Consider the following 26,189-nt stretch of genomic DNA (forward strand, 5'->3'; position numbering starts at 1 on the left):
CAACTATTCTGGGAGGATAATGCGAAAACTGTACAGGTCAACCTTCTTTGTACAAGTTTTACCGCTTGTTGCAGCGGGTGGCGGCGGGCGCCGCTCGGTTGTTTCAGGCGCCGGCGGCGGCCAGGCGGCGTTTCAGCTCGGCCACTTCGGCTTCCAGTTCGCTGACCCGCTGGGTGGCCTCGACTTCCGCGGTGACATTGCGCTGGATGCCGATGAAGTAGGTGAGCTGGTCGGCTTCATTGAACACCGGGGTGATCGACAACTCGTTCCAGAACAGGCTGCCGTCCTTGCGGTAGTTGCGCACGATCTGGCGGCAGGGGCGGCCGGCGTGGATCGCCTCGCGGATCGCCGCCAGGCCCGGCTGGTCGCGGTCCTCGCCCTGGAGGAAGCGGCAGTCGCGATAGAGGATGTCGTCCACCGCATAGCCGGTGAGGCGTTCGAAGGCCGGGTTGGCGTAGATGAGGATGTTGTCGTCGCCTTCCTGCTCGGCCACCACGATGCCGTCGTTGGACGCTTCGACCACCAGTTGCAGGAGCTTGGCGTTGATCATTGCTGCGTTTTTCCTTGAGTGCCCGGCCCCGGTGGGCCGCTTCCGCCAAGGGTAGCCGGACGGGCTCGCGCTGCAAAGGCGCGGCGCTGTTCGCACCGGTTGGGCCCGCCTGGTTTACAATCCGGGCATCCTTCCGCCGCCCCGACCCTCGTCATGACCGAACTCACCGATTCCGCCGTTCCCGTTGCGTCCAGTGAGGAACTCCTGCCCATTCGCGAGGTGGTGCGCCAGACCGGGGTCAATCCGGTCACCCTGCGCGCCTGGGAGCGGCGTTATGGCCTGATCCGGCCGGTGCGCACCGATGGCGGCCACCGACTCTATTCACGGCGCGATATCGACGCCATCCAGCGCATCCTGGTCTGGACCAGCCGCGGCGTGGCGGTCGGCAAGGTCGGCGAGTTGCTCGCCCAGCAGCAGAACAGCGTCAATCCGGCCAGCCGCGCCGAGGACCCCGACACGCGCGACCACGAACAGTGGCGGGAGGCCTTCCGCCAGGCGGTGGTCAGGTTCGACAGCGCCGAGCTGGAGCGCCTCTACGGGCAACTCTTCACCCTGTATCCCGCCTCGGTGGTGTTCGACGGCGTGCTGCTGCCGTTGTGGCGCACGCTGCTGCAGCGCAACGAATTCGGTGCCAGCAGCCAATGGCTGTTCCTCGACAGCTTCCTGCGCGCGCGCCTCCTGCTGCGCCTGCAGATGGGCCGCTCCGGCAATCGCGAGCGCATCCTGCTGGCCGCGTTGCCGGGCGTCTGCCGCGAGCTGGAACTGCTCTGCGTCGGACTGCAACTCGCTGGCGACGGCATGGCGGTCGAGGTGCTGGCGCCGGGGCAACCCCTGGAAGAACTGCCGTTGGTCTGCGAAGCCGCCCGGCCCGCGGCCCTGGTGCTGTTCGCTCCGGCACCGCTGAGCCCCGAGCAGGTTCGCCGCCTGGTGCGCCTGCAACTGGGCCTGGGCTGCCCGCTGGCTCTGGCCGGCGAGGCCGCCGAGGTCGGTGCCGAAGGCCTCAGCGCCACGCCCATCGCCTGCCTGGGCAGCAGCGGCCAACTGATGCAGTGGCGTTTGCGCAAATTCATCGACGGCCACCTGGATACCTGACAGCGCCTGGCCGGCCCCGGCGATGCCCGGCGCCCGTCCGTGGGGAGGCATGTGCGCGGCTCCGGCGTCTTTCACCCGCCCCGGGCGTCCGCGGCGTCATGGCGGACTCGCTATCGAGGGGCCGGGAGGTCCGCGCGGAAGAAGGGCGTCTTGGCGGCGCTCGTTTTCACCGAAGTCTCTATTCCGATTAGCCGTCGAGAGGGTGCTTTAGGTAAACTGCCGGAAACATGCCTGAAACCTCTGAAATGCCCGTTCTTGACGCTCTGCTGGCCTTGAAGCGCTTTTCGCGCCGCGCGGTTGGTGGATGTTCGTTGATTTCTTGACGCTTGCGTTTTGACGAGCTTGCACCAAGCTAGGTCAAGACAGGGCTTTCTGATAAGGTTCGTGGATTCCACGGCGCCCTGGGGCGTCCGATAACGATATGAAGCAACGAGGTGCTGCGTGATTAAGGTGCTGGTGGTCGATGATCACGATCTGGTGCGCACCGGAATTACCCGCATGCTTGCCGACATAGACGGCTTGCAGGTCGTGGGGCAGGCCGACTCCGGCGAAACCGCCCTCAAGCAGGCCCGCGAGCTGCAGCCCGACGTGGTGCTGATGGACGTCAAGATGCCTGGCATCGGTGGCCTCGAGGCGACCCGCAAGCTGCTGCGCAGCCAGCCGGACATCCGCGTGCTGGCGGTAACCGCTTGTGAAGAGGATCCATTCCCCACTTGGCTGATGCAGGCCGGCGCCTCGGGCTACTTGACCAAGGGTGCCGGGCTGGAAGAGATGGTCCGGGCGATCCGCCAGGTCTTCGCCGGCCAGCGCTACATCAGCCCGCAGATCGCCCAGTCGCTGGCGTTGAAATCCTTCGAGCCGGAGAAGAACGGCTCGCCGTTCGATGCCCTGTCCGAGCGGGAAGTCCAGATCGCCCTGATGATCGCCAGTTGCCAGAAGGTGCAGAGCATCTCCGACAAGTTGTGCCTGTCGCCGAAGACCGTGAACACCTACCGTTACCGCATTTTCGAGAAACTCTCGATCACCAGCGATGTCGAGCTGGCCCTATTGGCCGTGCGCCATGGCATGGTGGATGCCAGTAGCTGAGCCACGATGAACGCTGTCTTCGATTCGGCGGCCTTCCTCGCCACCTGTAGCGGGCGTCCCGGCGTCTACCGCATGTTCGATGCGGAGGCCAAGCTGCTCTACGTGGGCAAGGCGAAGAACCTCAAGAAGCGCCTCGCCAGTTACTTCCGCAAGACCGGCCAGGAGCCGAAGACCGCCGCGCTGGTGGCGAAGATCGCCCAGGTCGAAACCACCATCACCGCCAACGAGACCGAGGCGCTGCTGCTCGAGCAGACGCTGATCAAGGAATGGCGGCCGCCGTACAACATCCTGCTGCGCGACGATAAGTCCTACCCCTATGTGTTCCTCTCCAGCGAGGACGAATTCCCGCGCCTGTCGATCCATCGTGGGGCGAAGAAACGCAAGGGCCGCTATTTCGGCCCCTATCCCAGCGCCGGCGCCATCCGGGAAAGCCTTGCCCTGCTGCAGAAGGCTTTCCTGGTGCGGCAGTGCGAGGACAGTTACTTCCGCAATCGCACGCGGCCCTGCCTGCAGTACCAGATCAAGCGTTGCAAGGGGCCCTGCGTCGGCCTGGTGAACGCCGAGGAATACGCCGAGGATGTCCGCCATTCGGTGATGTTCCTCGAAGGGCGCAGCAACCTGCTGGCCGAGGAACTCAACGCCGGGATGGAGCAGGCGGCCATGCGCCTGGACTTCGAACGCGCCGCCGAGCTGCGCGACCAGGTGGCGATCCTGCGCCGCGTGCAGGACCAGCAGAGCATGGAAGGCGGCAACGGCGATGTCGACGTGGTCGCCGCCATCGTCAATCCGGGGGGCGCCTGCGTGCACCTGATCAGCGTGCGCGGCGGGCGGGTGCTCGGCAGCAAGAACTTCTTCCCCCAGGTGGCGATCGAGGAAGAACTGGACGAGGTGCTGCTGGCGTTCCTCGGCCAGTACTACCTGAGCCACCACGAGCGCGATCTGCCCGCCGAGATCATCGTCAACGCGGTGCATGAGGACTTCCCGGTGCTGCTGGAGGCGATCGCCGCGTCCCGTGGCCGTGAGCTGCAGATCAGCCATCGCGTGCGCGGCACCCGCGCGCGTTGGCAGCAGTTGGCCGTGACCAATGCCGAGCAGGCCCTGGGCGCGCGCCTGGCGAACCGTCAGCATGTCGCCGCGCGCTTCGAGGCGCTGGCCGAAGCGCTGGCGCTGGACGAGCCGCCGCAGCGCCTGGAGTGCTTCGATATCAGCCACTCCAGCGGCGAGGCGACGGTGGCCTCCTGTGTGGTCTTCGGCCCCGAGGGGGCGATCAAGTCCGATTACCGGCGCTTCAATATCGAAGGCATCACCCCGGGCGACGACTACGCGGCGATGCATCAGGCGTTGACGCGCCGCTTCAGCCGCCTCAAGGACGGCGGGGGCAAGATGCCCGATATCCTGCTGGTCGACGGCGGCAAGGGACAGTTGGCGATGGCCCAGGAGGTTCTGCAGGAACTCGCCGTGGCCGACCTGATCCTGCTTGGCGTGGCCAAGGGCGTGACCCGCAAACCCGGCCTGGAAACCCTCTACCTGAACGATGCCGAGCATGAGTTCACCTTGCCGGCGAACTCCCCCGCGCTGCATTTGATCCAGCAGATCCGCGACGAATCGCACCGTTTCGCCATCACCGGCCACCGCGCGCGGCGCGGCAAGGCGCGGCGGACCTCGACGCTGGAGGAGGTCGCCGGGGTCGGGCCGAAGCGCCGGCGCGACCTGCTCAAGCATTTCGGCGGCTTGCAGGAACTGGGGCGAGCCAGTATCGATGAAATCGCCAAGGCCCCCGGCATCAGCAAAAAGCTGGCGGAGCAGATTTATGCTGCTCTGCACAGCGAGTAGAATGCCGGGCTCAACTCGCAGACCAGTCGTCCTGATGAATATTCCGAACCTGCTCACCCTGCTACGTGTTCTGCTGATCCCCTGCTTCATCCTGCTGTTCTACCTGCCGTTCCCGGGCAGCCACCTGGCGGCGAGCCTGGTCTTCGCCCTGGCGGCGGCCACCGACTGGCTGGATGGCTATCTGGCTCGTCGCCTGGGGCAGAGCACGCCGTTCGGCGCCTTCCTCGACCCGGTGGCGGACAAGCTGATGGTGGCGGTGGCGCTGGTGCTGCTGGTGGAGGAGCACGGCAACCTGTGGCTGACCCTGCCGGCGGTGATCATCATCGGGCGAGAGATCGTGGTGTCCGCCTTGCGCGAATGGATGGCCGAACTGGGGGCCCGGGCGCACGTCGCGGTGTCGAACCTGGGGAAATGGAAAACCGCCGCGCAGATGCTGGCGCTGGTGATACTGCTGGCCAATCCGCCGCTGGTGACCTTCTGGGTGGTGCTGGGCTACGCCCTGCTGATCGTCGCCGCGGCCCTCACCATGTGGTCCATGCTGCACTACCTGCTGGCCGCCTGGCCGCATCTGAGCACCGAGCCGAAAGAGAAATAAGTTTTTTTGAATCAAAGAGTTGACATGGCTCCAGCAATCGTTAGAATGGCGCCCGTCAACACGACGCGGGAATAGCTCAGTTGGTAGAGCACGACCTTGCCAAGGTCGGGGTCGCGAGTTCGAGTCTCGTTTCCCGCTCCAAATTAAGATCAACGCCTCATTGAGGTGGTGGATCGAAGAAAAAGGGTGGCCCCAGGGCCACCCTTTTTCGTTTCCGCTTTCGTTGCATCCGCTCCCCATTCTCGCGGCCCGCCTGATCAGGCTAGAGCGCGGGCTCTCGCGCTGCATGGCCCAGGCTTCGCGTTGGCCGCAGAGAGCCTTAGCGGCATAGCGCCATGTCGTCCGATGCCCACGCGCTCCGCGTATTGCTTCTTTCGCCACTCGCAGTCTTTTCGATCCGAGCGCCCGCCGTTGTCTTAGCGGCTCTATCGCTAAGGTAATCGCAGTTGGCATCTAGCGAGGACGGTCGCGCCATGGGCAGACACAGCGTGGTGAGTTCCAATGAAATCGTGATCATTTCCCGTTGCCCGGCTTGCGATGGCATCGTGTTCTGCTGTCTGGAGCGGTTCATGCAGGAGGAGGACCGAGGGTTGCTCGACGATTTGGCGGATAGGGGCTACTGGATCGACTCCTTCTCGCTGAGTCGCATGCCGAGTCGAAGTCGATGCCGCTGCCGGCGTTCTCTAGCCGAGACGGTGGTCGAAACGGCTGCCGCGGCGCAGGGGTGGTCCTCCTGTCAGGCGCCGAGCGACACGGACGTCGGCCAGGCAATGCCCGTTTTGCGGCGCATCCCTGCGCGCGCGGGCTGACGAAGGAATTTTCAACTCAGGTGTTGCCAGCCTTGCTCCATTAGTCCATAATCGCGCCCATCGATCGCACGGAGTAGTGAAAACTCTGTGTAATCAATAGGTTAGAGCTTAAAAGCTCAAATCTGAAGAATTCAGGCAAGTCGCACAGCAGCGGCACTGCCAAGCTCAATGGCTGAGTAGCAGAGTGGTTATGCACCGGATTGCAAATCCGTGAACGCCGGTTCGATTCCGACCTCAGCCTCCAATAGAAAAGCCCCGTAGATTCAGATCTACGGGGCTTTTTCTTTGCCTTCTGGAAATATGTAGCAGCCGGTTCTTTTGGGTGCGCGTCCCATAACTTTCCTCCTTCGCGGGCTTCGCAATGGCCCCGACGCGGCGGTAAACCCGCTCCGTGATTCCCTCCCTTGTATGACCAAACAACTGGCTGGTATCCGTCAGCTTGTCGGCATGGCGTGCACTGTGGCCTCGCTGAAGAGAATGGCGCGCTGATGAGTGAGTGGGGAAAAAGAAACCGGCCTGGAGCGGCCGGTTCGAGTCACTGCTGATCGTCAGGTTCGGGCTCGATGGGTTTGCCGAGCTGATCGAAACCGATGGAGAGGTCGAGTGCCGGTATCGATATTTCGGTTGGCGGGTGCTGGACGATGGGCTTCCACGCACCAAAGCCGGGCTCGCTGGCCCGCGCTCGTTGCAAGAGAAACGGAACTCGATCATTCCCTTCATCACTGAGGTGAACGCTGTAGGAGGTCTCCCAGTTCGGTTTGGTTGGTTCGGGTGGCTTCGTCGCCCAGGCTATCGATGTGCCCTGTTGGCTGGGCTTTTGGAAGACGAGGTGCCCAAGCGCCTTGTCGCTGTCGTTGACGAGATTGATGGTGAAGGTCTTCTTGTCCATGGCTTGCCGCTCCCTGTTTTCAGATCAGCCGAGGGTAGACCCGGCTGGCCGGACGAGCAATCGGGGAGCGTAGATGGGCGCATCGGCCGCCACCCTTTGCGGTCGATCTTGGCCGGCGTTCGTGGAGTCCGGTGCTGCTGCGGTGCACATTGACGAAACAGTCAATTTACAACGAGCCCCATAATTAATTCGCGAAATCGTTTTAAAATTTACATACATTCCTTAAAGAGGGAATTATGAAAATTTTAATTGCGACATGTGGGATCTTATTGGCTGCCGGGCAAGTGCAGGCAAGTCCGGGGTCTTATGTTGAAGGAACTTTTTGGGCATCCGGCTTTAGTCTGATGAGTTCTTCTGAATATGCCAATTACTATACGCAGCAAGTTCAAGATGACGCTGCCGTATATGTCGCTACAGGCGGTGAAACAACTGGCCCGGCACTGGAAAAAGCCATTCTGGATAACCGGGCGCTGCATCGGGACAGCCATTTGTCCGACATGGAAATCGCCAATAATCTTTTGCTAGGGTCTTTTGAGCAAGCTATCGACTAACGACCCGCTGCATGAATCACCCGCACTCCAGAACACGTCGTAAAGCAATGCTGTTTCAGTTCTGACGGGAATCAGGGTGATTCCGTTAGCGGGCTCGATCTTCCTGCGCAGGCAATTCACCATTGCTCGGCCAGACGGCGGGGTTAGCCACATCCGCTCGTGCCAAGCTCGCCGTCGAACTTCGCCGAGACCAGACGTCGTGCTTGCGATGCGGCCAATGCCTGGTATGGCCAGCGTATCTGCTGTCTCCGTCGTTCCGGTTTCGTGGCCTCTGCCGGCTGTCTGGTCTCTACTGGCAAGGCGGTGCTGCTTGATCTATTGCTTCCCATACGGAATGTGGGGAGAAGGGTATGGGCAGTACGGATGTACAACTAAAGAAGGTTCTGCTTGCCGCTGCATTCAATGATGTTTCTGTGGCGGAGGAGCTTAGAAAGGCAGCGATTGCAGTGGCGGGCCAGCGAATGTCGATAGAGCTGATGGAGCTCGCCCGGCGTCTGGAAGACGATGCGGAATCTCTCCAGCATGCCGCGAATGGGCTCGGCGTTGCGCATCCGGAGGAGGCTGCCCGGCTTGTGTCATCGCTGGCGCAACGAGGCGGCGAATTTGGCTGATCGCGTCGAGCACAGCGGAACGGGATCACACCAGCGGTGGGTTCCTCGGCCGGCTGTCCGATACATGCTGGCGGCTAAGTAGGACGTGGACTATCCATTTCCCTAGGGATTAGAGGGAAATTGAAGATGGACAGCAAGCAACAGGCTAAACGACGTGTACTCAACGGTGCGCTGAAGGATGTGGCTGTCGCGCTGGCCTTGGCGGATAGGTTGAGGGGCGCTGCGGGTGAGCGAGCGGGTCAGGCGTTCTCCGTGGAAATGCTCTCGCTCGCTCGGCAACTGGAACATGATGCCGAATCGCTTCGAGAGATTGTCGTGGATCTCAGCGTTTCCCTGCAGTCGCCAGAGCTGATGCAAAGCGGCTCGACCACGACAGCGTTCTCGCGGATCAGTGGCTGACTGGATCGCCCCTGGTGAAAGCGGGCCGCTGGGTTCCCCGTGTGGTCGTCCTGTCGAGTCCTTTCAAGGAGAGCACGATGGCAAGTAACTACAGCAGTGGCCGCTACGTTGCCTATGGCGTTGGCGAGGATGGTCCGCGAGTCGGCTGGGTCGATGAAGACGAGTACGTCCGTTCGGATAGCGGAGCCTGGGAGTTCCGCATCGATGGCGACGAGGTCTACTCGAAGACCGGGGAGCTTGTCGGCCTGATTGACGATGACGGCATTGCAAGGCGGAAGGATGGTCAGTTTCTGTTCCGGCTGGAGGAGGACTAGACCGCCTGGCTGGTCAATGCGCGCGCCGGGCGAGGCGCGGTGCCTTGCGAACGCCCTCGTTGTAGACGCCCTACGTCACCTTCCCGGCGGACCATCGTTGCGTAAGCGGATGGCGAACACACCTACCGAACTCCAGCATTAAGGGCGATGGTGTCCGCGCATTTTTAAGCGGACGCGATCACCCTTATCGCCAGGATTTCCATGCGCCAACGCAGCTCTTAGCCCAAACTGTTCAAAGCCCAGGTCGTCTAGGAATGCCTGCAACCTGGAGCGACGATTTCCAGCGTAGCCATCCATCACGGTATCGACGCCAACGTGATCCGCAAGTGGCTACCGATTTACCGGGATCAATCACCCGCAACTCTGCTGGCCTTCATCCCCGTACAAGCTGCCCCCAAGCGCGCAACAGAAGAGACGGTGATCATCTCACTGCCTCTGGGCGATAAATCCGTCACCGTAAAATGGCCAGCCTCAGATCCGGATGGCTGCGCGTGTTTTATTCGTGGCCTGGCCCAATGATTCGCATCGACGCCATCTGGCTCGCCACCCGGCCCATGGACATGTGGGCCGGCACTGACTCTGCACTGGCCCGGATGTTTGTCGTGTTCGGTGCGGCGAAGCCGCACTGCGCCTACCTCTTTGCCAACCGCCGGGCCAATCGCATAAAGGTGCTGGTGCATGACGGCGTCGGTATTTGGCTGGCGGCGCGACGCTTGAATCAGGGCAAGTTTCATTGGCCGGGCATCCATCGTGGCGCGGAGGTCGAACTCGACCCCGAACAACCCCAGGCGCTGGTACTTGGATTGCTTTGGCAGCGAGTAGGTGCAGGCGGCGCAATTACATTGCTCTAATACCTGGCTTTTAGCTGTGACCGGAGGACTGCTTTGGTAAAATCCACGGCATGACTTCCTTGCCCAATCTCGACCAAATGACCTCTGAACAACTGCGCGCGCTAGCTGCGCAGTTGATGTCCAAGGTCGACACCATGGGCAGAAAGATCCATCGTGATGAGACGATCATCGAGCAGCTCACTCACGAAATCGCCATTCTCAAGCGGCACAAGTTCGCCAAACGCAGCGAGCAGATCAGCCCGGCGCAAGGCAGCTTGCTGGATGACCTACTCAATACCGACCTCGAAGCCATCGAGGCCGAGTTAAAAGCACTTCATCCTGCACCCGCGCAGGCAGAACCACACCAGCAACCCAAGCGTGCGCCATTGCAGTTCCCGCGCACTGTGATCCATCACGAGCCGGACAACACCCAGTGCGCTTGCGGCTGCCAGCTTCAGCGCATCGGTGAAGACGTCAGCGAGAAGCTGGACCACACGCCGGGCGTGTTCACCGTCGAACAGCACGTTCGTGGGAAGTGGGCCTGCCGGCAGTGCGAAACACTGATCCAGGCGCCGGTGTCGTCGCAGGTGATCGATAAGGGCATCCCCACTGCCGGCCTGCTGGCGCACGTGATGGTGGCCAAATTCGCCGACCTCCTGCCGCTCTATCGACAAGAAAAGATCTTCGGTCGTGCCGGCCTGGCCATCCCGCGCTCGACATTGGCGCAGTGGGTGGGTCAAATCGGCGTGCAGCTTCAGCCGCTGGTCGATGCGCTGCGCGAAGCAGTGCTGGCCCAGCGCGTAGTCCACGCCGATGAAACACCGGTACAAACGCTGGCTCCAGGAGAGAAGAAAACCCACCGCGCTTACGTCTGGGCCTACAGCAGCACGCCATTCTCGGCACTCAAGGCCGTGGTCTACGACTTCAGCCCCAGACGTGCCGGCGAACATGCGCGTAACTTCCTGGCACTTGGAACGGCAAGCTGGTCTGTGACGACTTCGCAGGCTACAAGGCAAGCTTCGAGCTGGGCATCACCGAAATCGGCTGCATGGCCCATGCGCGCCGCAAGTTCTTCGACCTGCACGTGGCGAATCACAGCCAGTTGGCGGAGCAGGCGCTTCACTCGATTGGTGGGCTGTACGAAGTCGAGCGACTCTCCAAGGAAATGAGCGACGAAGACCGTTGGCGATTACGCCAGGAAACGGCGGTGCCCATCGCTGAAAAAACTGTATGAGTGGATGCTGGCCCAACGCGAACTTGTGCCCGAGGGCTCTGCTACGGCCAAGGCCCTAGATTACAGCCTTAAACGCTGGGTAGCGCTGACGCGCTACCTGGAGGATGGTGCTGTGCCCATCGACAACAACCAGATCGAGAACTTGATCCGGCCGTGGGCGCTTGGGCGGTCGAACTGGTTGTTTGCTGGGTCGCTGCGCAGCGGCAAACGGGCGGCGGCGATCATGAGCTTGATCCAGTCTGCGCGGGTCAATGGTCATGATCCGTATACATATCTGAATGACGTTCTCACACGCCTGCCGACGCAGCGGGCAAGTGAAATCGATCAATTGCTGCCGCATAAGTGGTCGCCGGTTTAATTACGCGAGGCGTGATGGCCGGACATATAAAAGGGAAGGACGATGCCAAATGGATTACAAGATGGGAGCCCGCAGCAATGAGCTTTGACATTATTATTTTGAAGCCTACAGACCTCAGTGAAAACGATCTGTCCAACGTTGAGGACGTGCTAGATATTGGATGCCCTGAGGCCGTAATCACATTTCTGGAGTTGGTGTTCCCTGGATGTGCCCAAGGTGCATTTTCGGATGGTGAGCGCTACTCGCTCGAGTCTGCTCAGAATGGAGACCCAGTGACCACCATACACCTTACTCTCAGATACGGCCGAGCCTGGTCTGAGGCAACCAATGCTGAGTTCCTGACCCTGCTCTTGAGGCTCTGCCAATTGCTCCAGTCAGTAGCTTTTGCGGTCTCCGATAACTCAAGGATCACACCTCCCTGCTAAAGACGGCCCATCTTGCTCGCCATAGAGCGGCTCACCTAGCGAATTGGTGCGTGTACTCGATCACATGGTCAGGGAACAACTCTTCATAAAAAGCAGTGGGAATGCCGAGGATACTTATCTCGATGCAATCGGGCAGAAGCTCTTCAGCGTAATCTAGAATGGCGATTCCCATAGATGGAATAACCAAGCCTGCTTCGGTTTTTACTGAAAGGGCCAAACCGGACTGGTCGAAGTGATTTGTGCGGCACTCGTTTTGAATAGCGGGATACCCAGTGGTTGGCTCGAACTGGCCGAAAGCAACGCCCATTGGAGGATCTCCACTCTCCAGCGACGAGTAGCCAACCAGAATCAATTCGCTATAAATCGAAAATCGCGCCATCTGATCGCCTAATGCTTGCCGTGGCATTGGATATATATGGTGTTTATCACTTGATTAGCTTGAATGCGAGGGTGCCGTGGAGGTTCGGAAGATGACTTGGCCGGACGCTTACATCGTTGCAGCCTTGTGTGCACTATCACCGCGGCATCCGGGCAGCGCGGTGCCCATGGCCATTCAATCTGGATGTTGGCGGCAAGCCCGATGTAGAGCGCGCGGAGGCCTTGCCGTCGTCGAGCGGCTAAGAGCCCGAGTGCTCCGCTGCCTTGTGCATGACCCGAAGGCAATGCGCCTTGGCCCAGATGTATGCGGCATCCGGCGTGAGGCTGCTTTTGTAGCCTGAGGCGCTGTAGAAGCGCGCGAAACGTAACTCGTCGCTATCGGCGTTGTGGGCATGCTCGATGACCGCTCGATCCGCCTCTTCGAAGCTGAAGTGCTTGTCGCGATAAATGGCCCCCGCCATCGCGAACAGACCCGCCCCCTCGCACACGGGGGAATCCTCGGCAGCGGCGTAGAGCGGAAGAAGGAGTGCGGCAAACAGCAGTATCAGACAGGAGGATTGGACGGTGATAGATGGCATCTCTAATCCTCTTCACAAACTCGAGCGCTAAGCCGTTGATGATCTAATTGACGCCAGCGGTTTCAGTATAGGTACAACTTTGTCTGAGCCAAGATTGCCGCCTCGCACGGCCAGATACGGAAAACGCAGGGCCAGGCCCATGGCTGTTTATCCGCACCGGCGTGTGGCATTCGCTGGAATGCTGGCGGCAGTCATGACACCGCGCTCGGCTTTCAGTCTTATGAGGATTTTGGTGCTCGGAGCGGGACTCGAACCCGCAAGACCGTTAGGCCGGCGCATTTTAAGTGCGCTGTGTCTACCAATTTCACCATCCGAGCGGGGAGGGGCCATGCTGGCGGCCAGGATGCAGGCGTGCAGGACGAGGGCCTGGGGCATCGCTGAGGGGCGAGACTATACCGAGTCGGGTGGTTGCGGTAAAGGGAACCCGGGTGGCTTTAAGGGGTTGATGGCGCAGGCAATTCGGCGTTTGCGCCGGTCGTGGGATGGGCATCGGCAGTGCCGCCTGAATGGCTATTGGAAGGGCTTTTCCTGCGACCATTTGTCCGAATTAACTCTCTGAAATCTCAGAGAAATATAGTTGTCCTAAGGTGCTCGCATTGAGTAACGAGGGACCTGACGTGCAACGCGCAACGAGAAATATCCGCAAGGTGTTGGATTCGGTAGCGACCAATAACGAGGCGGCGGCCGTCGAGATGATGCGGGCTGCGGAACAGATTCGCGACGAGTTGCTGCGGCAGCGCCTGCTCAACGCGATCCATCACTTGAACCAGGATGCCATCGAGCTGCGCACGCTTCGCGATGAGGTCTCGGGGGTTGCGATCAAACTGGCGTGAAGCGGTGCGCCCGGTACGCTGGCGCATCCTCCTGGCACTCGCCGCAGGCGGGCTTTCTGGCTGCTGCCTGGACGGAGTGTGCAGTGACGGGCAACCCAAAGGGCTTGCCCATCACCTGTTCCACACCAACCAGCCGGCGTGACGCTTGCGCGCCGGCCGCTCCAGCGCCTGTGCGGAGGGGATCGCCGCCGGGCTCGGCTCCGAGGCTTGTGGCGTCGGCGTGATGCGTCTTTCGGCAAACGACTTCTGCAACCTGGCCCTGCGCATGGAGCCACGCAGCAGTGCCCACAAGGTAACTCCCGCCAGCAATAGCCAGCTAAAGATCAGGAGTGTGACGAACGTGCCGGGATTCATACTGATAGTCCTCGCCCCCTGAACAAGGGTAGACCACCGGCGCTGGCGTGCCTGTCTTTCCTCCGCAGACTCCGCTGGATACGGCTTGCCGGTGGCCGTACTTTTTGATATCTGTATGTATATACAGTATTCGAAGGTGCCCAGCCATGTCCCATGCCATCCCTAGCTCCGCGTATCCTTCGTCCGCTGGCGACTCGGCGGCGTTTCACCTGGTCCATCCAGGGACGCCGATGTCGCTGGACGATCTGCTGGATCTGCACACGCCCCATACCTACATAGTCCGCGCACATGGCGATGGCATGACGGGCGCCGGCATCCATGACAACGATCTGCTGGTGGTGGATCGCTCCCTGCTGGCCGAGTCCGGCGAGGTCGTGGTGGCTGCGGTGAATGGCGAGCCGCTGATCCGGCGGCTGGACATCATCGATGGCACCTTCGCCCTGGTCGCGGCGAACGAGCGCTATCCGGCTATCCGCATTGTCGAAGGTGACGAGTTGTCGATCTGGGGAGTGGTGCGCTGGAATCTCCATTGCCTGGTCAACTGAGGCCTCCACACCTCAGTGGAAGTCCCGGCTGGACACCTCCAGTCCGCTCAGCAGGTGCGTGAGGTCGATCAGTTGCTCGGCGATCACATGCCTGACCCCACTTTGCATCTCCAGGCGGCCGCGTACCTGCAGCAGGCGTGACTGCAGCAGCACGCGGCGTTGGCGTTCGGCCAGATCGCGCCAGACCACCACGTTGATCAGGCCGAATTCGTCCTCCAGGGTGACGAAGGTGACGCCGCTGGCCGTCTGCGGGCGTTGCCTGCCGATGACCAGGCCGGCGACACCGAGTGGCCGGTCGTTCTCCAGGGTCAGCAGGTCTCGCGAACTGCGGCAGCGCAATGCCCGGAGCTGGCCGCGGAGCATGCTCAGCGGGTGCGGGCCGAGGGTCGTCCCCAGGGTCGCATAGTCAGTCAGCAGGTCTTCCGCGCGGCTGGGCAGGGGCAGTTTGACCGCGCTTTCTTGCCGTGCCTCCTGGCCGGCGAACAGCGGTAGTTGTGGTTCCACGCCCGCCACCGCCCAGCGTGCCCGGTGGCGATGACCGGCCAGGCCGCGCAGGGCGCCGGCATCGGCCAGGCGCTCGCGAGCCGCGGCCGCGAGCCTGGCGCGGCGGCTGAGGTCTTCGACATCGCGGAAGGCCTGGCTGGTTCGCGCTGCCACGAGGTTCCGCGCATCCTCCTCACGCAAGCCGCTGACCATGCGCAGCCCCAGGCGGATCGCTGGCTGCCCGTCACCCTTGGCCTCCAGGCTGCAATCCCAGGCGCTGTAGCGCACGTCCACCGGGCGCACTTCGATGCCATGGCGGCGCACGTCCTGCAGCACTTGGTCGGGACTGTAGAAACCCATGGGCCAACTGTTGATCAGTGCACAGGCGTAGGCCGCCGGCTCGTGGCACTTCAGCCAGCAACTGGCATAGGTGAGCAGGGCGAAGCTGGCGGCGTGGGACTCGGGGAAGCCGTAGCTGCCGAAGCCCTTGATCTGTTCGAAGATGCGCGCGGCGAACTCGGCGGTGTAGCCATTCCTCAGCATGCCTTCGGTGAGGCGCTGGCGGTGCGGCTCCAGCCCGCCGTGGCGTTTCCAGGCGGCCATGCAGCGGCGCAGGTGGTCGGCTTCGCCGGCGGTGTAGTCGGCGGCCACCACCGCCACTTCCATCACCTGCTCCTGGAACAGCGGCACGCCCAGGGTGCGCTTGAAGACCTTTTCCAGCGCGGAGGAGGGATAGCTGACCGGCTCTTCGCCATTCCTGCGGCGCAGGTAGGGATGCACCATGTCGCCCTGGATGGGGCCGGGCCGGACGATGGCCACCTCGATCACCAGGTCGTAGAAAGTCTTCGGCTTCAGGCGCGGCAGCATGGCCATCTGCGCGCGGGACTCGATCTGGAACACGCCCACGGTATCGGCGCGGCTGATCATCGCGTAGGTGGCGGCGTCCTCGGCGGGAATGCTGGCGATGCTCAGGCGCGGCGTACCGCGCAGTCGCTCCAGCAGGTCGAAGCAGCGGCGCAGCGCGCTGAGCATGCCGAGGGCGAGCACGTCGACCTTGAGCAGGCCGACGGCGTCGAGATCGTCCTTGTCCCACTGGATGACGGTGCGCTCGGGCATGGCCGCGTTTTCCACCGGCGCCAGCGTGTCCAGCGGCTGCTCGGAAATGACGAAACCGCCCGGATGCTGTGAGAGGTGGCGGGGGAAGCCGATCAGCTCGCCACTGAGCGCCAGGACCCGGCGCAGCACCGGGCTGTGCGGGTCGAAGCCAGCCTCGCTGAGCTGTGCCGCGTCCGGTGCTTGCTCGCTCCAGCGCCCACAGCACTCGGCCAGGGCATCGACCTGGTCGGGCGGTAGACCGAGCGCCTTGGCCACGTCGCGGATGGCACCGGCCGCCCGGTAGCTGCTGACCACCGCGGTGAGCGCCGCGCGCTGGCGGCCGTAGCGGCGGAAGATGTACTGGATGACTTCCTCGCGGCGCTCGTGCTCGAAGTCGACGTCTATGTCCGGCGGCTCGTTGCGCTCCTCGGAGATGAAGCGGCCGAACAGCAGGTTGCTGCGGGTCGGGTCGAGTTCGGTGATACCGAGCACGAAGCACACCGCGGAGTTCGCCGCCGAGCCCCGGCCCTGACAGAGAATGCCCTGTCCGCGGGCGAAACTGACGATGTCGTGCACGGTGAGGAAGTAGTTTTCGTAGCCCAGCTTGGTAATCAGCGACAGTTCCTTGCCGATGCGCTTGAGCACCCGCTTCCTGGCGCCCTGGGGCCAGCGCTTGCGGATGCCTTCGCAGGTCTTGCGGCAGAGCCAGGAGGCCGGGCTGTGTCCCTCGGGCACCAGTTCGCGGGGATACTGGTAGCGCAGTTGGCCGAGGTCGAAGTGGCAGCGTTCGGCGATGCGCAGGGTTTCCTCCAGCAACGGCGGCGGATACAGCTCGGCCAGCGCCTGCCGTGGCCGCAGGTGGCGTTCGCCATTGGCGAACAGATAGGCGCCGGCCTCGCTTACCGGCAGATGCTGGCGGATGGCGCTCAGGGTGTCCTGCAGGGCGCGGCGGCCACGGGCGTGCATGTGCACGTCGCCACAGGCCACGGCCGGAATCCCCAGGCGTTCGGCAAGGGCCAGGCGTTGTTGCAGGCGTTGCTGATCGTTGGCGCCGCGATGCAGCTCCACGCCCAGCCACAGGCGTTCGGGAAACCGTGCGTGCAGCCAGGCCGCCGCGTCGTCAGGCAAGGCCTCCTCGTGCAGCCAGATCGCCAGCAGGCCGTCGGTCGCCGCCTCGAAATCCTCGCGCAGCAGACGGTAGCTGCCCTTGTCGGCGCGCCGTCGGCCACGTGTGATGAGCCGGCACAGGGCCTGATAGCCGGCCAGGCTTTCCGCCAGCAGCACCAGCTTGGGCCCGTCCGCCAACTGGACCTCGCTGCCGACGATCAGCGGTATGCCGAAGGCTTTCGAGGCCTGCCAGGCGCGGACGATGCCGGCCAGGCTGCACTCGTCGGTGATCGCCAGGGCACGGTAGCCCAGGCGTGCGGCGCGCTCGAACAGCTCATGGGCGCTGGAGGCGCCGCGCTGGAAGCTGAAGTTGGACAGGCAGTGCAGTTCGGCGTAGGACGGCGTCATGCGAACCAGCCGTGCAGCAGCAACGGCCCCTCGCTGCCGACCGGGCGATAGACCCAGGCGCGCTGCCCGCTGCGGGTCTCGACCAGGTAGTAGTCGCGGCGCAGATCGGCGCCATCCCACCAGCCGGATTCGATACGTTCCGGGCCGGCGAGGATTCTCGGCATGCTTTCGCGGAGCGGCCTGGGTTCCGTCAGCAGCCAGCCGGGGCGTGGTCCGCAGGGTGGCAGGGCGATCGGCTTGGCGCTTTCCCGTGGCTGCCAGGCCTGCTCCGGGCGGTGCTCGGCGAGCGCGCTCAAACCATGTACGGCCTCGTCGCCCAGGCGAGCGCGCAGGCGTTCGCGTAGCTGCTCCCAGGGCAGTGCCTGCTGAGGCCGTTCGTTGAATAGCTGTCGATGCGCCGGGGCGAAGGTCGGCAGCTCGCTGGCCAGCAGGCGCACGGCATGCACGGCGGCGGGCAATTGCAGTTGTTCCAGGCGGCCACGGGTCAGCTCGAAGAGCATGGCCGGATCGCGCTCGGCGCTGAGCAGGCCGACCGGCAGGCAGGTGTCGGCGCGGCCGTGATGCTCCAGATGCAGCTCGAAACGCTGCACGCCGCTGTCGCGCCCGGCCAGGTAGGCGGCGAGATCGGCCGTCAGGCGGCGTAGCGGAAACAGCAGCGCCTGGTGCGATTCGACGTCGAAGTTCAGTTCGATGCGCGCCTCGAAACGATCTGCCGGCCGATAGAACTCCAGGGCCATGGGGCGTAGCCCGAGGAGGCTGTCCAGATGGCGTAGCAAGTCCGCCGGAAAGCGCTTGGCCAGAGCGTCGCGGGGCAGCTCAAGGAGTTGGCGCAGGTTGCGCAGCCCCATGCGGGACAGGCTGGTGACAAGCTCCCGCGGCAGCCCGGCACGCTCCAGCGGCAGGCGCCCGAGGATGCCGGGCAGTTCATGGCTGTCCAGTACCGCCAAGCCGTCCCCGGCGTTGCTCAGAACCCGTGCGGCGGCGGGGTTGGGCGCGGCACTGATGCGGTGGCGGAAACCCAGCTCGGCCAGCTCCGCGCGCAGGCGTGCCTCCAGGCGCGGCCAGGGACCGAACAGTGCCAGGCTGGAGTGCACTTCCAGCAGCAGGGCGCGCGGGTAGTGCTGACTGACCTGGGAGCTGAAGCCATAGCCCCAGGCGGCGAGCAGGTCCTGGCAGTGGCCGACTGCCGTCAGGTCGTACTCGGCGCAGGTGAACTCACGACTCAGCGCGCGAGCCGCGGTCAGCGACTGACCGGGTTTCAGGCCGAGCCTTCGGGCCGCCGGGTTGACCGCCTGCAGCACACGCTTCTGTGGCGGACCGGCGAGCAGCGCCAGGGGCGAGGCGGCGTCGGCGCGGCCGCGCAGGGCGGCATCCATGGCCAACTGCGGAAACAGAATGCAGGCCCAGAGCATGCTCGCCTCAGCGCAGCGCCGATAACGGCAGCGCGGCGGCGGGGGCCAAGCCGCCACGGCATTTGAGGACGCGCAATTGCGCCGGCCTGGCTTCGATGCTCAGGCGTAACGCCGCCGGTGAAGGGTTCAGCGCTTCCCGCAGCGGCCGGTAGGCGAAAGCCAGGGTCTGGCCGCTTTCCGCAGCCACTTGCAACCGGCGCAGGGCGCGGTCGTCGGCCTGTTGTGGCCAGCACAGCACCGCGCCGCAACTGCCCGAACGCAGACACTGCTCGGCAGCCCAGAGCGCCTCGCGGCCACTGGCCTCGACCAGGCTCAGGCGGCGCAGATCGATGCCCGCGGCCAGCCAGGCGCGCGGATAAGGCACATGGGGTGGGGCGACCAGCACCAGGCGCTCGCCGGCAGCGCTGAGGCGTGCCAGGGTCGGCCAGAGCAATTGCAGTTCGCCGATGCCTTCGGCGGCGCAGAGGATTTCGCTCAGCGCCGCCTCCGGCCAGCCGCCACTCGGCAACAGGGCATCCAGGCGCGCGTGGCCGGTAGGCTGGGTGCCCAGTGGCGGCGTGCCGGGCTGGCCCTTCCAGATGCGGCGCTGGTCGAGCAGGGCACCGAGATCGACCGCCGCGCTCATGGGCGATTCTCGAACGAATGTCTGAAGGAAAGGACACGACGACTCACGGTAGTCTTCCGAAAATACTGTATGTAAATACAGTATTTTCCACATCCCGCGATGGGGTCAACAGCGCCCGACCAACTGCCAGCGATCGCATGCAAAGGTTCGGATCATCCACGAACTGAGCCAGATCAGCATGGGGCGATGGCGATGTCATTCAGAATCACGCGTGGACGCTGCGGGCTGATTCACAAGGGGGATGGTGACTTTTTGCTATTACTGTAGAACTCGCCGCCTGGGCGGTTGTCAGAAGCGCGTGTGTCGGCGCCTGCGGGTCGATCCAGCTTCCTCTGCGAGGGAGTGCCGTGCAGGCATTGTAAGCAAGGCGCGGCCTCATTAGACTGCGCGCAATTCGTACCCTCGTTCCTTTCGAAGGACTCTCATGATCAAGAAATGTCTGTTCCCGGCTGCCGGCTACGGCACCCGTTTCCTCCCGGCCACCAAGGCCATGCCCAAGGAAATGCTGCCGGTGGTCAACAAGCCACTGATCCAGTACGCCGTTGAAGAGGCACTGGATGCTGGCCTGACCGAGATCGGCATCGTTACCGGCCGTGGCAAACGCGCTCTGGAAGACCATTTCGACATCAGCTACGAGCTGGAAAACCAGATCCGCAACACCGACAAAGAGAAGTATCTGGTCAGCATCCGTCGCCTGATCAATGAGTGCACCTTCTCCTATACCCGCCAGATCGAAATGAAGGGCCTGGGCCATGCGATCCTCACCGGCCGCCCGCTGATCGGCGACGAGCCCTTCGCCGTGGTCCTGGCCGACGACCTCTGCCTGAACCTGGAAGGCGACAGCGTCCTCAAGCAGATGGTCAAGCTGTACAACCAGTTCCGCTGCTCCATCGTGGCGATTCAGGAAGTGCCGCCGGAAGAGACCAACAAGTACGGCGTGATCGCCGGCGAGATGATCCGCGACGACATCTACCGCGTGAACAACATGGTCGAGAAGCCGAAGCCGGAAGAAGCTCCGTCGAACCTGGCGATCATCGGCCGCTACATCCTGACGCCGGACATCTTCGACCTGATCGAGCAGACCGAGCCGGGCAAAGGCGGTGAAATCCAGATCACCGACGCCCTGATGAAGCAGGCCCAGGACGGTTGCGTACTGGCCTACAAATTCAAGGGCAAGCGTTTCGACTGCGGTAGCGCCGAGGGTTATATCGACGCCACCAACTTCTGCTACGAGAACCTCTACAAGACCGGCAAGGCTCTCTAATCGAGCGTCTCGCGGTCCTGTGAAAAAGCCACCTTCGGGTGGCTTTTTCGTTTCCGTCGCATGCTCAGGGAATCGGCATCGCCTCCGACCCCGGCCCCAGCGGCTGGCCATAGCTGAACTCCACGTAATTACCGGCCGGATCACGCAAGCCGCAGTAATAGCCGACCGGGTAGGGTTCCTGGCGCGGCGGCCAGATCAGGCAACCGGCGCGGGCCGCTTCGGTGGCAATGGCGTCGACCTGCTCGTGGCTGTCGACGGCGAAGCCGAAGTGGCTGTAGTCGTCGTCGGCCAGGTGGCGGGCCTCGCCGCCAGGCATGATGACGAAGATCAAGCGATGCTCCTGGCCTGGCTCGGCCATCCACACGATGCGCGAGCCCTTGCCTTCGCGTTCGTGGATGACGCGCATGCCGCAGAAGCGTCGATAGAACTCGATGCAGGCATCCAGGTCGGGAACATGCAGGGCCAGGTGAGTCAGGGTCGGGCGCATGACGGCATCCTCCAGGTGGCGCTCCTGGCAGGATAGGCCAGGCCCGATGAGGTATGCTGCGCGGCATCTGAATGCGGAGAATGACGATGTCTTTCGATTTCGACCTGTTCGTGATTGGCGCCGGTTCCGGCGGCGTGCGCGCCGCGCGCTTCGCCGCCGGTTTTGGTGCGCGTGTCGCGGTGGCCGAGAGCCGTTACCTGGGCGGCACCTGCGTCAACGTCGGTTGTGTGCCGAAGAAACTGCTGGTCTATGGCGCCCACTACCATGAGGACTTCGAGCAGGCCGCCGGTTTCGGTTGGACGCTGGCCGAGCCCCGCTTCGACTGGGCGACCCTGATCGCCAACAAGAACCGCGAAATCCAGCGTCTCAACGGCATCTACCGCAACCTGCTGGTGAACAGCGGGGTGACCCTGCTCGAAGGCCATGCGCGGCTGTGCGATGCGCATACCGTCGAGGTCGCCGGCCAGCGCTTGCGCGCCAAGCACATCCTCATCGCCACCGGCGGCTGGCCGCAGATTCCCGAGATTCCCGGCAAGGAACACGCCATCAGTTCCAACGAGGCCTTCTTCCTGCCCAGCCTGCCGCGTCGAGTGCTGGTGGTCGGCGGCGGCTATATCGCCGTTGAGTTCGCCTCCATCTTCAACGGCCTGGGTGCGCAGACCAGCCTGTTGTACCGCGGTGAGCTGTTTCTCCGAGGCTTCGACCGCAGCGTGCGCGAGCACCTGCGCGACGAACTGGGCAAGAAGGGCCTCGACCTGCAATTCAATGCCGACATCGCGCGCATCGACAAGCAGGCCGACGGCAGCCTGGCGGCGACCTTGCAGGACGGTCGCGTGCTGGAGGCCGACTGCGTGTTCTACGCCACCGGCCGCCGGCCCATGCTCGATGACCTGGGCCTGGAGAATGTCGCGGTGGCGCAGGACGCCAAGGGCTTCATCAAGGTCGACGAGGCCTATCGCACCAGCGAGCCGTCGATCCACGCCATCGGCGATGTGATCGGGCGCGTGCAGCTCACCCCGGTGGCGCTGGCCGAAGGCATGGCCGTGGCACGGCTGCTGTTCCGTCCGGAGGAATACCGGCCGGTGGACTACAAGCTGATCCCCACCGCGGTGTTCAGCCTGCCGAACATCGGCACCGTCGGTCTCAGCGAGGACGAAGCACGGGCTGCCGGGCACCGGGTGAAACTCTTCGAGAGCCGCTTCCGCGGCATGAAGCTGACCCTCACCGAGTCCCAGGAAAAGACCCTGATGAAGCTGGTGGTCGATGCCGACAGCGACCGCGTGCTGGGTTGCCACATGGTCGGCCCGGAGGCCGGTGAAATCCTCCAAGGCATCGCCGTGGCGTTGAAAGCCGGGGCGACCAAGGCGATCTTCGATGAAACCATCGGCATCCACCCGACCGCGGCCGAAGAGTTCGTCACCATGCGCACGCCGATGGCCTAGGCAGCCGCGGCGCGGATCGTCTCCAGGAAATGCAAAAGGCCGGTGCACTGCACCGGCCTTTTTCGTTTCGCCAGCCGCGCTCAGCGCGACTGCGCAGTCTGTGCCGTCGCCTGGCGATTCTGGCGCTGCGCATAGCGTTGGGCGAGCACCGCGCAGACCATCAGTTGGATCTGGTGGAACAGCATCAGCGGCAGCAGGATCACGCCGATGCTGCCGCTGGCGAAGAGCACCTGGGCCATGGGCACGCCAGTGGCCAGGCTCTTCTTCGAGCCGCAGAAGACGATGGTGATCTCATCCGCCTTGTCGAAGCCCAGGCGCCGGCTGAGCTGGGTGGTGGCGAACAGGGCGATGCTCAGCAGCAGGCAGCAGGCGACCACCAGGCCAGCCAGCGCGCTGACCGGCACCTGGTGCCACAGGCCTTGGATCACCGCGGCGCTGAAGGCGGTGTAGACCACCAGCAGGATCGAACCCTGGTCGACATAGCGCAGCACCGGCTTGTGGCGGTCGACCCAGTCGCCGATGGCGCGCCGCAGTACCTGGCCGGCGATGAAGGGCACCAGCAGTTGCAGGGTGATCTTGCCGATGGCGTCGAGGGTCGAGACGCCGGTATCGCCGTGCACGCCGAGCAGCAGTTGGACCAGCAGCGGGGTGAGGAAGATGCCGATCAGGCTCGATGCCGAGGCACTGCATACCGCCGCCGGGATATTGCCGCGGGCCAGCGAGGTGAAGGCGATGGATGACTGCACCGTGGCTGGCAGGGCACACAGATAGAGCATGCCCAGGTACAGGTCCGGAGTCACCAGCGGCGACAGCAGCGGCTTGAGCACCAGGCCGAGGATCGGGAAGAGGATGAAGGTGCTGGCGAAGACCAGCAGATGCAGGCGCCAGTGGGTCGCTCCAGCGATGATCGCCTGGCGCGACAGCTTGGCGCCGTGCAGGAAGAACAGCAGGCCGATGGCCAGGTTGGTGATCCAGCCGAAGGCGACGGCGACCGTGCCCTGGCAGGGCAGCAGGCTGGCGACGGTCACGGTGGCGACCAGCGCCAGGGTGAAGTTGTCGGGAAGCAGACGGGGACGGGCCATAGCGTTTCTCTCAGGCAAGCTACTGAAGGCCGGCCGCCTCTTTGCGGGCGGATGGGCAGTAGGCACTCTATGCCTTGGGCGTTCCTTCCGGCTAGCGCGAGAAAGCCAGCTTATGTCGCTGAACGGACAGGTATCCCTGTCAGATGGCTCGAAACGCCAGATCGACTCCAGCGACATCCACCAGCGAGCGCAGGCGTGCGGCGATGACGCCGGCACGCTGCCGTGGCAGGCGCGGGACGCGCAGGCGGACCTGCAGCCAGTCGCCGTCCTGCACGGCATGCACTTCGGCCGGCGGATAGCCGTGTACGACGATCAGGTTGAGCAGCCTGCACAGGGCGTCCGCCTCGGCTTCCGCGCGGATGTCGAACAGCGCCTGGTGCTGGGCATCCTCAGCACGAGGGCTCCAGGCGGCAGCGCGCTCCGTCGGCGCTGGCTGGCCGGAGCACTCGGTGGGGCGGTGCGATTCGCGGGTTGGCGGGTGGCTCAGGGCTGGGTTCATGGTCGTTGGCCGGCAGTGGAGGGAGGGCTCCATTGTCGGCGGCGCGAGGCGGTTTTGCTTTGCTCGATTGGCTGCTGAAAGGCTGATCTGCGCATAAACTATTCGATGAGCAGGTTTCTGGAGAAATGACTATGCCTGTCCATCTGGACGCCTTTGACCAACGCATCCTCGCCTTGCTGCAAGAGGAAGCGACCCTGTCCACGGCGGAAATCGCCGAGCGCATCGGCCTGTCGCAGTCACCCTGCTGGCGGCGTATCCAGCGCCTGAAGGAAGAGGGAGTGATTCGCCGCCAGGTGACCTTGCTGGATCGCAAGAAGATCGGCCTCAACGCGCAGATTTTTGCCCAGGTGAAGCTGAACACCCATGGGCGCAATCACCTCACCGATTTCGCCGAGGCCATCCGCGAGTTCCCCGAGGTGCTGGAGTGCCATGTGCTGATGGGCGCGGTGGACTTCATGCTGCGCATCGTCACCGAGGACATCGAGGCCTACGAGCGCTTCTTCTTCGAGAAGCTGTCCCAGGTGCCGGGCGTGCAGGAGATCAACTCCATCGTCGCGCTCTCGGAAATCAAATCCACCACCAGCCTGCCGTTGCCCGGCCGCTAGCGTTCGTGGTGGCAGTGGGCGCCGGCATGGCCGGCGCCCTGAATGCGGACTCAGGCGCCGCCGAGGAAGTCCATCTTGCCCAGTTCCACGCCGTTGTGGCGGAGGATGGCGTAGGTGGTGGTGATGTGGAAATAGAAGTTCGGATTGGCGAAGTGCAGCAGGAAGTCGATGCCCTTGAAGCTCAACTCGCGGTTCGGCAGCTTCATATTCACGGTGCGCTCTTCGGCGCCGGTGAACTGCTCGGGCTTGAGGCTCTTGAGGAAGTCGACGGTCTTGCCGATGCGCGTCTGCAGTTCGGCGAAGCTGCTCTCGGTATCGGCGAAGCTCGGTACCTCGACCCCGGCCAGTCGCGCGCCGCAACCCTTGGCGGCGTCGGTGGCGATCTGCACCTGGCGGGTCAGAGGGAACATGTCGGGGGCGAGGCGGGCGTTGAGCAACACCGTCGGATCGATGGACTTGGCTTGGGCATGGGCCGCCGCCTTATCGAGGATCGCCGACAGGTTGCCGAGCATGCGGATGAACACCGGAACGGAAATCGAATAGATCGACAGGGACATTGCGAGGTACTCCAGGCAGTAGTGAAGAAAACCTGCGCGCATTGCCGCGCCAGCGGAGTCTACTGCCAAGTCGTCCGGGCGTCGCCTGGCGTGTCGAGCGTTCAGCGCCCGGCGACATTCGCCGACGAGCAACGGTTCAGCTCCACCTTGCCCACGTAGGGATTGCCCCAGCCCATCACGCAGCCGACCATCTGGTTGCGCTGCTGCTCCCAGGCTTCCACCGGATACTGCTTGCTCCAGGCCTCGAACAACTGGCGGTCCTGATTCGACAGCTTCAGGCCGTAGCGGTCACTCATGTAGAAGTAGGTGCGGGCGATCATTCCGCGGATCTGCGGACGGGGCATGGCCTTGTGCGCCTTGAAATCGATGACCATCGGGCAGGCGCCATACTGCGGCGCTTGTGGCGGCAGCCAGGCATAACTGAAGTTGTTGCGATCGCCGTTGACCTCACCGATGCTCGGCACCAGGTTGAACAGGTCGGCTTCGGCGCGCTGGTACACGGGGTCGTGTCGCGTGCAATTGCTGCGCCCGCCGTTCTGCCAGCACTGCCGCTGGTGGCCGATGACCCAGGCCGGCACTATATGCTCCCACTCGATGCGCTGTGCGCGCTGGGCATTCTTGCGCGGGACATAGCCGCAACTGGCCAGGTCGACACGATTGCCCTGGTAGTGGCAGCCGCAATAGAACTCCACCGATTGGTGGGCATAGAGTTTCCAGCCGATCTTCTTGGCTTCCTGGAAGGTACGCGGAGCGACGGCGGAGGCGGACAGCGGCAGGGCGGCGAGCAAACACAGCAGAGCGGCGCGACGATTCATGAGAAAATTCTTTCAGAAAACGTCGCATCTTACTGATATAAAAA

29 protein-coding genes, 3 tRNA genes and 2 pseudogenes are annotated in these 26,189 nt (G+C 63.4%); 20 read left to right on the top strand and 14 right to left on the bottom strand.

All coding sequences use genetic code 11. The features are described from left to right. Positions 1-103: 103 nt before the first annotated feature. Positions 104-550: a PAS domain-containing protein gene (locus BLQ74_RS14905; RefSeq protein WP_090263462.1), complete on the bottom strand. Its 447-nt coding sequence runs from the start codon at positions 548-550 to the stop codon at positions 104-106. A 153-nt stretch (positions 551-703) separates the two neighbouring features. Between BLQ74_RS14905 and BLQ74_RS14910 the strand changes: the two genes are divergently transcribed. The 7 genes from BLQ74_RS14910 (at position 704) to BLQ74_RS14940 (ending at position 6,209) form a co-directional block, all read left to right on the top strand. Beyond that, on the top strand, positions 704-1,642 hold the full coding sequence (locus BLQ74_RS14910; protein WP_090263465.1) for a MerR family transcriptional regulator: 939 nt from the start codon (positions 704-706) through the stop codon (positions 1,640-1,642). Between the two features lie 441 nt (positions 1,643-2,083). Then, positions 2,084-2,728, top strand: a complete 645-nt coding sequence (gene gacA, locus BLQ74_RS14915; protein WP_090263467.1) for a response regulator transcription factor GacA — start codon at positions 2,084-2,086, stop codon at positions 2,726-2,728. Positions 2,729-2,734: 6 nt separating this feature from the next. Beyond that, positions 2,735-4,561 (top strand): excinuclease ABC subunit UvrC, encoded by a 1,827-nt coding sequence (gene uvrC / locus BLQ74_RS14920; protein ID WP_090263469.1) that lies wholly within the window; start codon positions 2,735-2,737, stop codon positions 4,559-4,561. A gap of 34 nt (positions 4,562-4,595) precedes the next feature. Then, positions 4,596-5,156 (top strand): CDP-diacylglycerol--glycerol-3-phosphate 3-phosphatidyltransferase, encoded by a 561-nt coding sequence (gene pgsA / locus BLQ74_RS14925; protein WP_090263471.1) that lies wholly within the window; start codon positions 4,596-4,598, stop codon positions 5,154-5,156. Positions 5,157-5,221: 65 nt separating this feature from the next. Next, a tRNA-Gly gene (locus BLQ74_RS14930) sits at positions 5,222-5,297 on the top strand. 332 nt (positions 5,298-5,629) lie between these two features. Next, the gene (locus BLQ74_RS14935) at positions 5,630-5,965 is read left to right on the top strand and encodes a hypothetical protein (protein WP_090263473.1); all 336 of its coding nucleotides are present in this window, start codon (positions 5,630-5,632) and stop codon (positions 5,963-5,965) included. Between the two features lie 170 nt (positions 5,966-6,135). Continuing rightward, positions 6,136-6,209: transfer RNA gene (locus tag BLQ74_RS14940), tRNA-Cys, on the top strand. A 291-nt stretch (positions 6,210-6,500) separates the two neighbouring features. Here the strand turns inward: BLQ74_RS14940 and BLQ74_RS27435 are convergent. Further along, positions 6,501-6,854 carry a hypothetical protein gene (locus BLQ74_RS27435; RefSeq protein WP_170842808.1) on the bottom strand — a complete coding sequence of 118 codons (354 nt, stop codon included), beginning with the start codon at positions 6,852-6,854 and terminating at the stop codon, positions 6,501-6,503. Between the two features lie 236 nt (positions 6,855-7,090). Between BLQ74_RS27435 and BLQ74_RS27050 the strand changes: the two genes are divergently transcribed. The 8 genes and pseudogenes from BLQ74_RS27050 to BLQ74_RS27720 all read left to right on the top strand — a co-directional run bounded on the left by BLQ74_RS27050 (position 7,091) and on the right by BLQ74_RS27720 (position 11,151). Then, on the top strand, positions 7,091-7,405 hold the full coding sequence (locus BLQ74_RS27050) for a DUF2388 domain-containing protein (RefSeq protein ID WP_139199067.1): 315 nt from the start codon (positions 7,091-7,093) through the stop codon (positions 7,403-7,405). Between the two features lie 350 nt (positions 7,406-7,755). Continuing rightward, on the top strand, positions 7,756-8,016 hold the full coding sequence (locus BLQ74_RS14950) for a hypothetical protein (RefSeq protein WP_090263478.1): 261 nt from the start codon (positions 7,756-7,758) through the stop codon (positions 8,014-8,016). A gap of 126 nt (positions 8,017-8,142) precedes the next feature. Next, positions 8,143-8,415 carry a hypothetical protein gene (locus BLQ74_RS14955; protein ID WP_090263480.1) on the top strand — a complete coding sequence of 91 codons (273 nt, stop codon included), beginning with the start codon at positions 8,143-8,145 and terminating at the stop codon, positions 8,413-8,415. Positions 8,416-8,492: 77 nt separating this feature from the next. Next, the gene (locus tag BLQ74_RS14960; RefSeq protein ID WP_090263482.1) at positions 8,493-8,729 is read left to right on the top strand and encodes a hypothetical protein; all 237 of its coding nucleotides are present in this window, start codon (positions 8,493-8,495) and stop codon (positions 8,727-8,729) included. 515 nt (positions 8,730-9,244) lie between these two features. Continuing rightward, positions 9,245-9,580, top strand: a complete 336-nt coding sequence (gene tnpB, locus BLQ74_RS14970; RefSeq protein ID WP_170842809.1) for an IS66 family insertion sequence element accessory protein TnpB — start codon at positions 9,245-9,247, stop codon at positions 9,578-9,580. 134 nt (positions 9,581-9,714) lie between these two features. Beyond that, positions 9,715-10,793 (top strand): annotated as a pseudogene (tnpC, locus tag BLQ74_RS14975) (IS66 family transposase). Further along, a pseudogene (locus tag BLQ74_RS27945) lies at positions 10,762-10,989 on the top strand (IS66 family transposase); the annotation flags it as partial. The pseudogenes tnpC and BLQ74_RS27945, both read left to right, overlap by 32 nt. 27 nt (positions 10,990-11,016) lie before the next feature. After that, the gene (locus tag BLQ74_RS27720) at positions 11,017-11,151 is read left to right on the top strand and encodes a transposase domain-containing protein (RefSeq protein ID WP_244507214.1); all 135 of its coding nucleotides are present in this window, start codon (positions 11,017-11,019) and stop codon (positions 11,149-11,151) included. A gap of 456 nt (positions 11,152-11,607) precedes the next feature. Here the strand turns inward: BLQ74_RS27720 and BLQ74_RS14985 are convergent, their stop codons facing one another. The 3 genes from BLQ74_RS14985 to BLQ74_RS14995 all read right to left on the bottom strand — a co-directional run bounded on the left by BLQ74_RS14985 (position 11,608) and on the right by BLQ74_RS14995 (position 12,849). After that, positions 11,608-11,955 (bottom strand): hypothetical protein, encoded by a 348-nt coding sequence (locus BLQ74_RS14985; protein ID WP_244507203.1) that lies wholly within the window; start codon positions 11,953-11,955, stop codon positions 11,608-11,610. A gap of 238 nt (positions 11,956-12,193) precedes the next feature. Beyond that, positions 12,194-12,532: a hypothetical protein gene (locus BLQ74_RS14990; RefSeq protein ID WP_090263489.1), complete on the bottom strand. Its 339-nt coding sequence runs from the start codon at positions 12,530-12,532 to the stop codon at positions 12,194-12,196. A 230-nt stretch (positions 12,533-12,762) separates the two neighbouring features. Further along, positions 12,763-12,849 (bottom strand) — tRNA-Leu (locus BLQ74_RS14995). 300 nt (positions 12,850-13,149) lie between these two features. Between BLQ74_RS14995 and BLQ74_RS15000 the strand changes: the two genes are divergently transcribed. After that, entirely contained in the window at positions 13,150-13,365 is a 216-nt protein-coding gene (locus tag BLQ74_RS15000) for a hypothetical protein (RefSeq protein ID WP_090263492.1), read from the top strand. Between the two features lie 111 nt (positions 13,366-13,476). Here BLQ74_RS15000 and BLQ74_RS27055 read toward each other — a convergent pair whose 3' ends face one another. Beyond that, entirely contained in the window at positions 13,477-13,719 is a 243-nt protein-coding gene (locus BLQ74_RS27055) for a hypothetical protein (RefSeq protein WP_139199068.1), read from the bottom strand. Positions 13,720-13,865: 146 nt separating this feature from the next. On the opposite strand from BLQ74_RS27055, the gene BLQ74_RS15010 reads away from it, so the two are divergent. Continuing rightward, entirely contained in the window at positions 13,866-14,264 is a 399-nt protein-coding gene (locus tag BLQ74_RS15010; RefSeq protein WP_090263496.1) for a LexA family protein, read from the top strand. A 12-nt stretch (positions 14,265-14,276) separates the two neighbouring features. On the opposite strand, the gene BLQ74_RS15015 is transcribed toward BLQ74_RS15010, so the two are convergent. From BLQ74_RS15015 to imuA, 3 genes are read right to left on the bottom strand one after another with little or no spacing between them, the layout of a single operon-like run. After that, positions 14,277-17,357 (bottom strand): error-prone DNA polymerase, encoded by a 3,081-nt coding sequence (locus tag BLQ74_RS15015; protein ID WP_090263498.1) that lies wholly within the window; start codon positions 17,355-17,357, stop codon positions 14,277-14,279. After that, positions 17,354-18,769: a Y-family DNA polymerase gene (locus BLQ74_RS15020; RefSeq protein ID WP_090263500.1), complete on the bottom strand. Its 1,416-nt coding sequence runs from the start codon at positions 18,767-18,769 to the stop codon at positions 17,354-17,356. Before BLQ74_RS15020 ends, BLQ74_RS15015 begins: the two co-directional genes overlap by 4 nt. A 7-nt stretch (positions 18,770-18,776) precedes the next feature. Next, positions 18,777-19,394 carry a translesion DNA synthesis-associated protein ImuA gene (gene imuA / locus BLQ74_RS15025; protein ID WP_090263502.1) on the bottom strand — a complete coding sequence of 206 codons (618 nt, stop codon included), beginning with the start codon at positions 19,392-19,394 and terminating at the stop codon, positions 18,777-18,779. A 424-nt stretch (positions 19,395-19,818) separates the two neighbouring features. Between imuA and galU the strand changes: the two genes are divergently transcribed. Then, the gene (gene galU, locus BLQ74_RS15030; RefSeq protein ID WP_090263505.1) at positions 19,819-20,658 is read left to right on the top strand and encodes a UTP--glucose-1-phosphate uridylyltransferase GalU; all 840 of its coding nucleotides are present in this window, start codon (positions 19,819-19,821) and stop codon (positions 20,656-20,658) included. Positions 20,659-20,722: 64 nt separating this feature from the next. Here the strand turns inward: galU and BLQ74_RS15035 are convergent, their stop codons facing one another. Beyond that, positions 20,723-21,145: a VOC family protein gene (locus tag BLQ74_RS15035; protein WP_090263507.1), complete on the bottom strand. Its 423-nt coding sequence runs from the start codon at positions 21,143-21,145 to the stop codon at positions 20,723-20,725. An 86-nt stretch (positions 21,146-21,231) separates the two neighbouring features. Here BLQ74_RS15035 and gorA point away from each other — a divergent pair, with 86 nt between their 5' ends. Further along, on the top strand, positions 21,232-22,587 hold the full coding sequence (gene gorA, locus BLQ74_RS15040) for a glutathione-disulfide reductase (protein WP_090263509.1): 1,356 nt from the start codon (positions 21,232-21,234) through the stop codon (positions 22,585-22,587). Positions 22,588-22,667: 80 nt separating this feature from the next. On the opposite strand, the gene BLQ74_RS15045 is transcribed toward gorA, so the two are convergent. Both BLQ74_RS15045 and BLQ74_RS15050 read right to left on the bottom strand, forming a co-directional pair. Beyond that, positions 22,668-23,669 (bottom strand): bile acid:sodium symporter family protein, encoded by a 1,002-nt coding sequence (locus BLQ74_RS15045; protein WP_090263512.1) that lies wholly within the window; start codon positions 23,667-23,669, stop codon positions 22,668-22,670. Positions 23,670-23,808: 139 nt separating this feature from the next. Further along, positions 23,809-24,168 carry a hypothetical protein gene (locus BLQ74_RS15050; RefSeq protein WP_090263514.1) on the bottom strand — a complete coding sequence of 120 codons (360 nt, stop codon included), beginning with the start codon at positions 24,166-24,168 and terminating at the stop codon, positions 23,809-23,811. A 131-nt stretch (positions 24,169-24,299) separates the two neighbouring features. Between BLQ74_RS15050 and BLQ74_RS15055 the strand changes: the two genes are divergently transcribed. Further along, positions 24,300-24,773: an Lrp/AsnC family transcriptional regulator gene (locus BLQ74_RS15055; protein WP_090263517.1), complete on the top strand. Its 474-nt coding sequence runs from the start codon at positions 24,300-24,302 to the stop codon at positions 24,771-24,773. A 50-nt stretch (positions 24,774-24,823) separates the two neighbouring features. Here the strand turns inward: BLQ74_RS15055 and BLQ74_RS15060 are convergent, their stop codons facing one another. Together BLQ74_RS15060 and BLQ74_RS15065 are read right to left on the bottom strand one after the other, a co-directional pair. Beyond that, entirely contained in the window at positions 24,824-25,330 is a 507-nt protein-coding gene (locus tag BLQ74_RS15060) for a DUF1993 domain-containing protein (protein WP_090263518.1), read from the bottom strand. 101 nt (positions 25,331-25,431) lie between these two features. Continuing rightward, positions 25,432-26,145 carry an endonuclease gene (locus BLQ74_RS15065; protein WP_090263519.1) on the bottom strand — a complete coding sequence of 238 codons (714 nt, stop codon included), beginning with the start codon at positions 26,143-26,145 and terminating at the stop codon, positions 25,432-25,434. Between the last annotated feature and the right edge of the window lie 44 nt (positions 26,146-26,189).

The organism is Pseudomonas panipatensis, assembly GCF_900099785.1.
GTDB lineage: Bacteria > Pseudomonadota > Gammaproteobacteria > Pseudomonadales > Pseudomonadaceae > Pseudomonas > Pseudomonas panipatensis.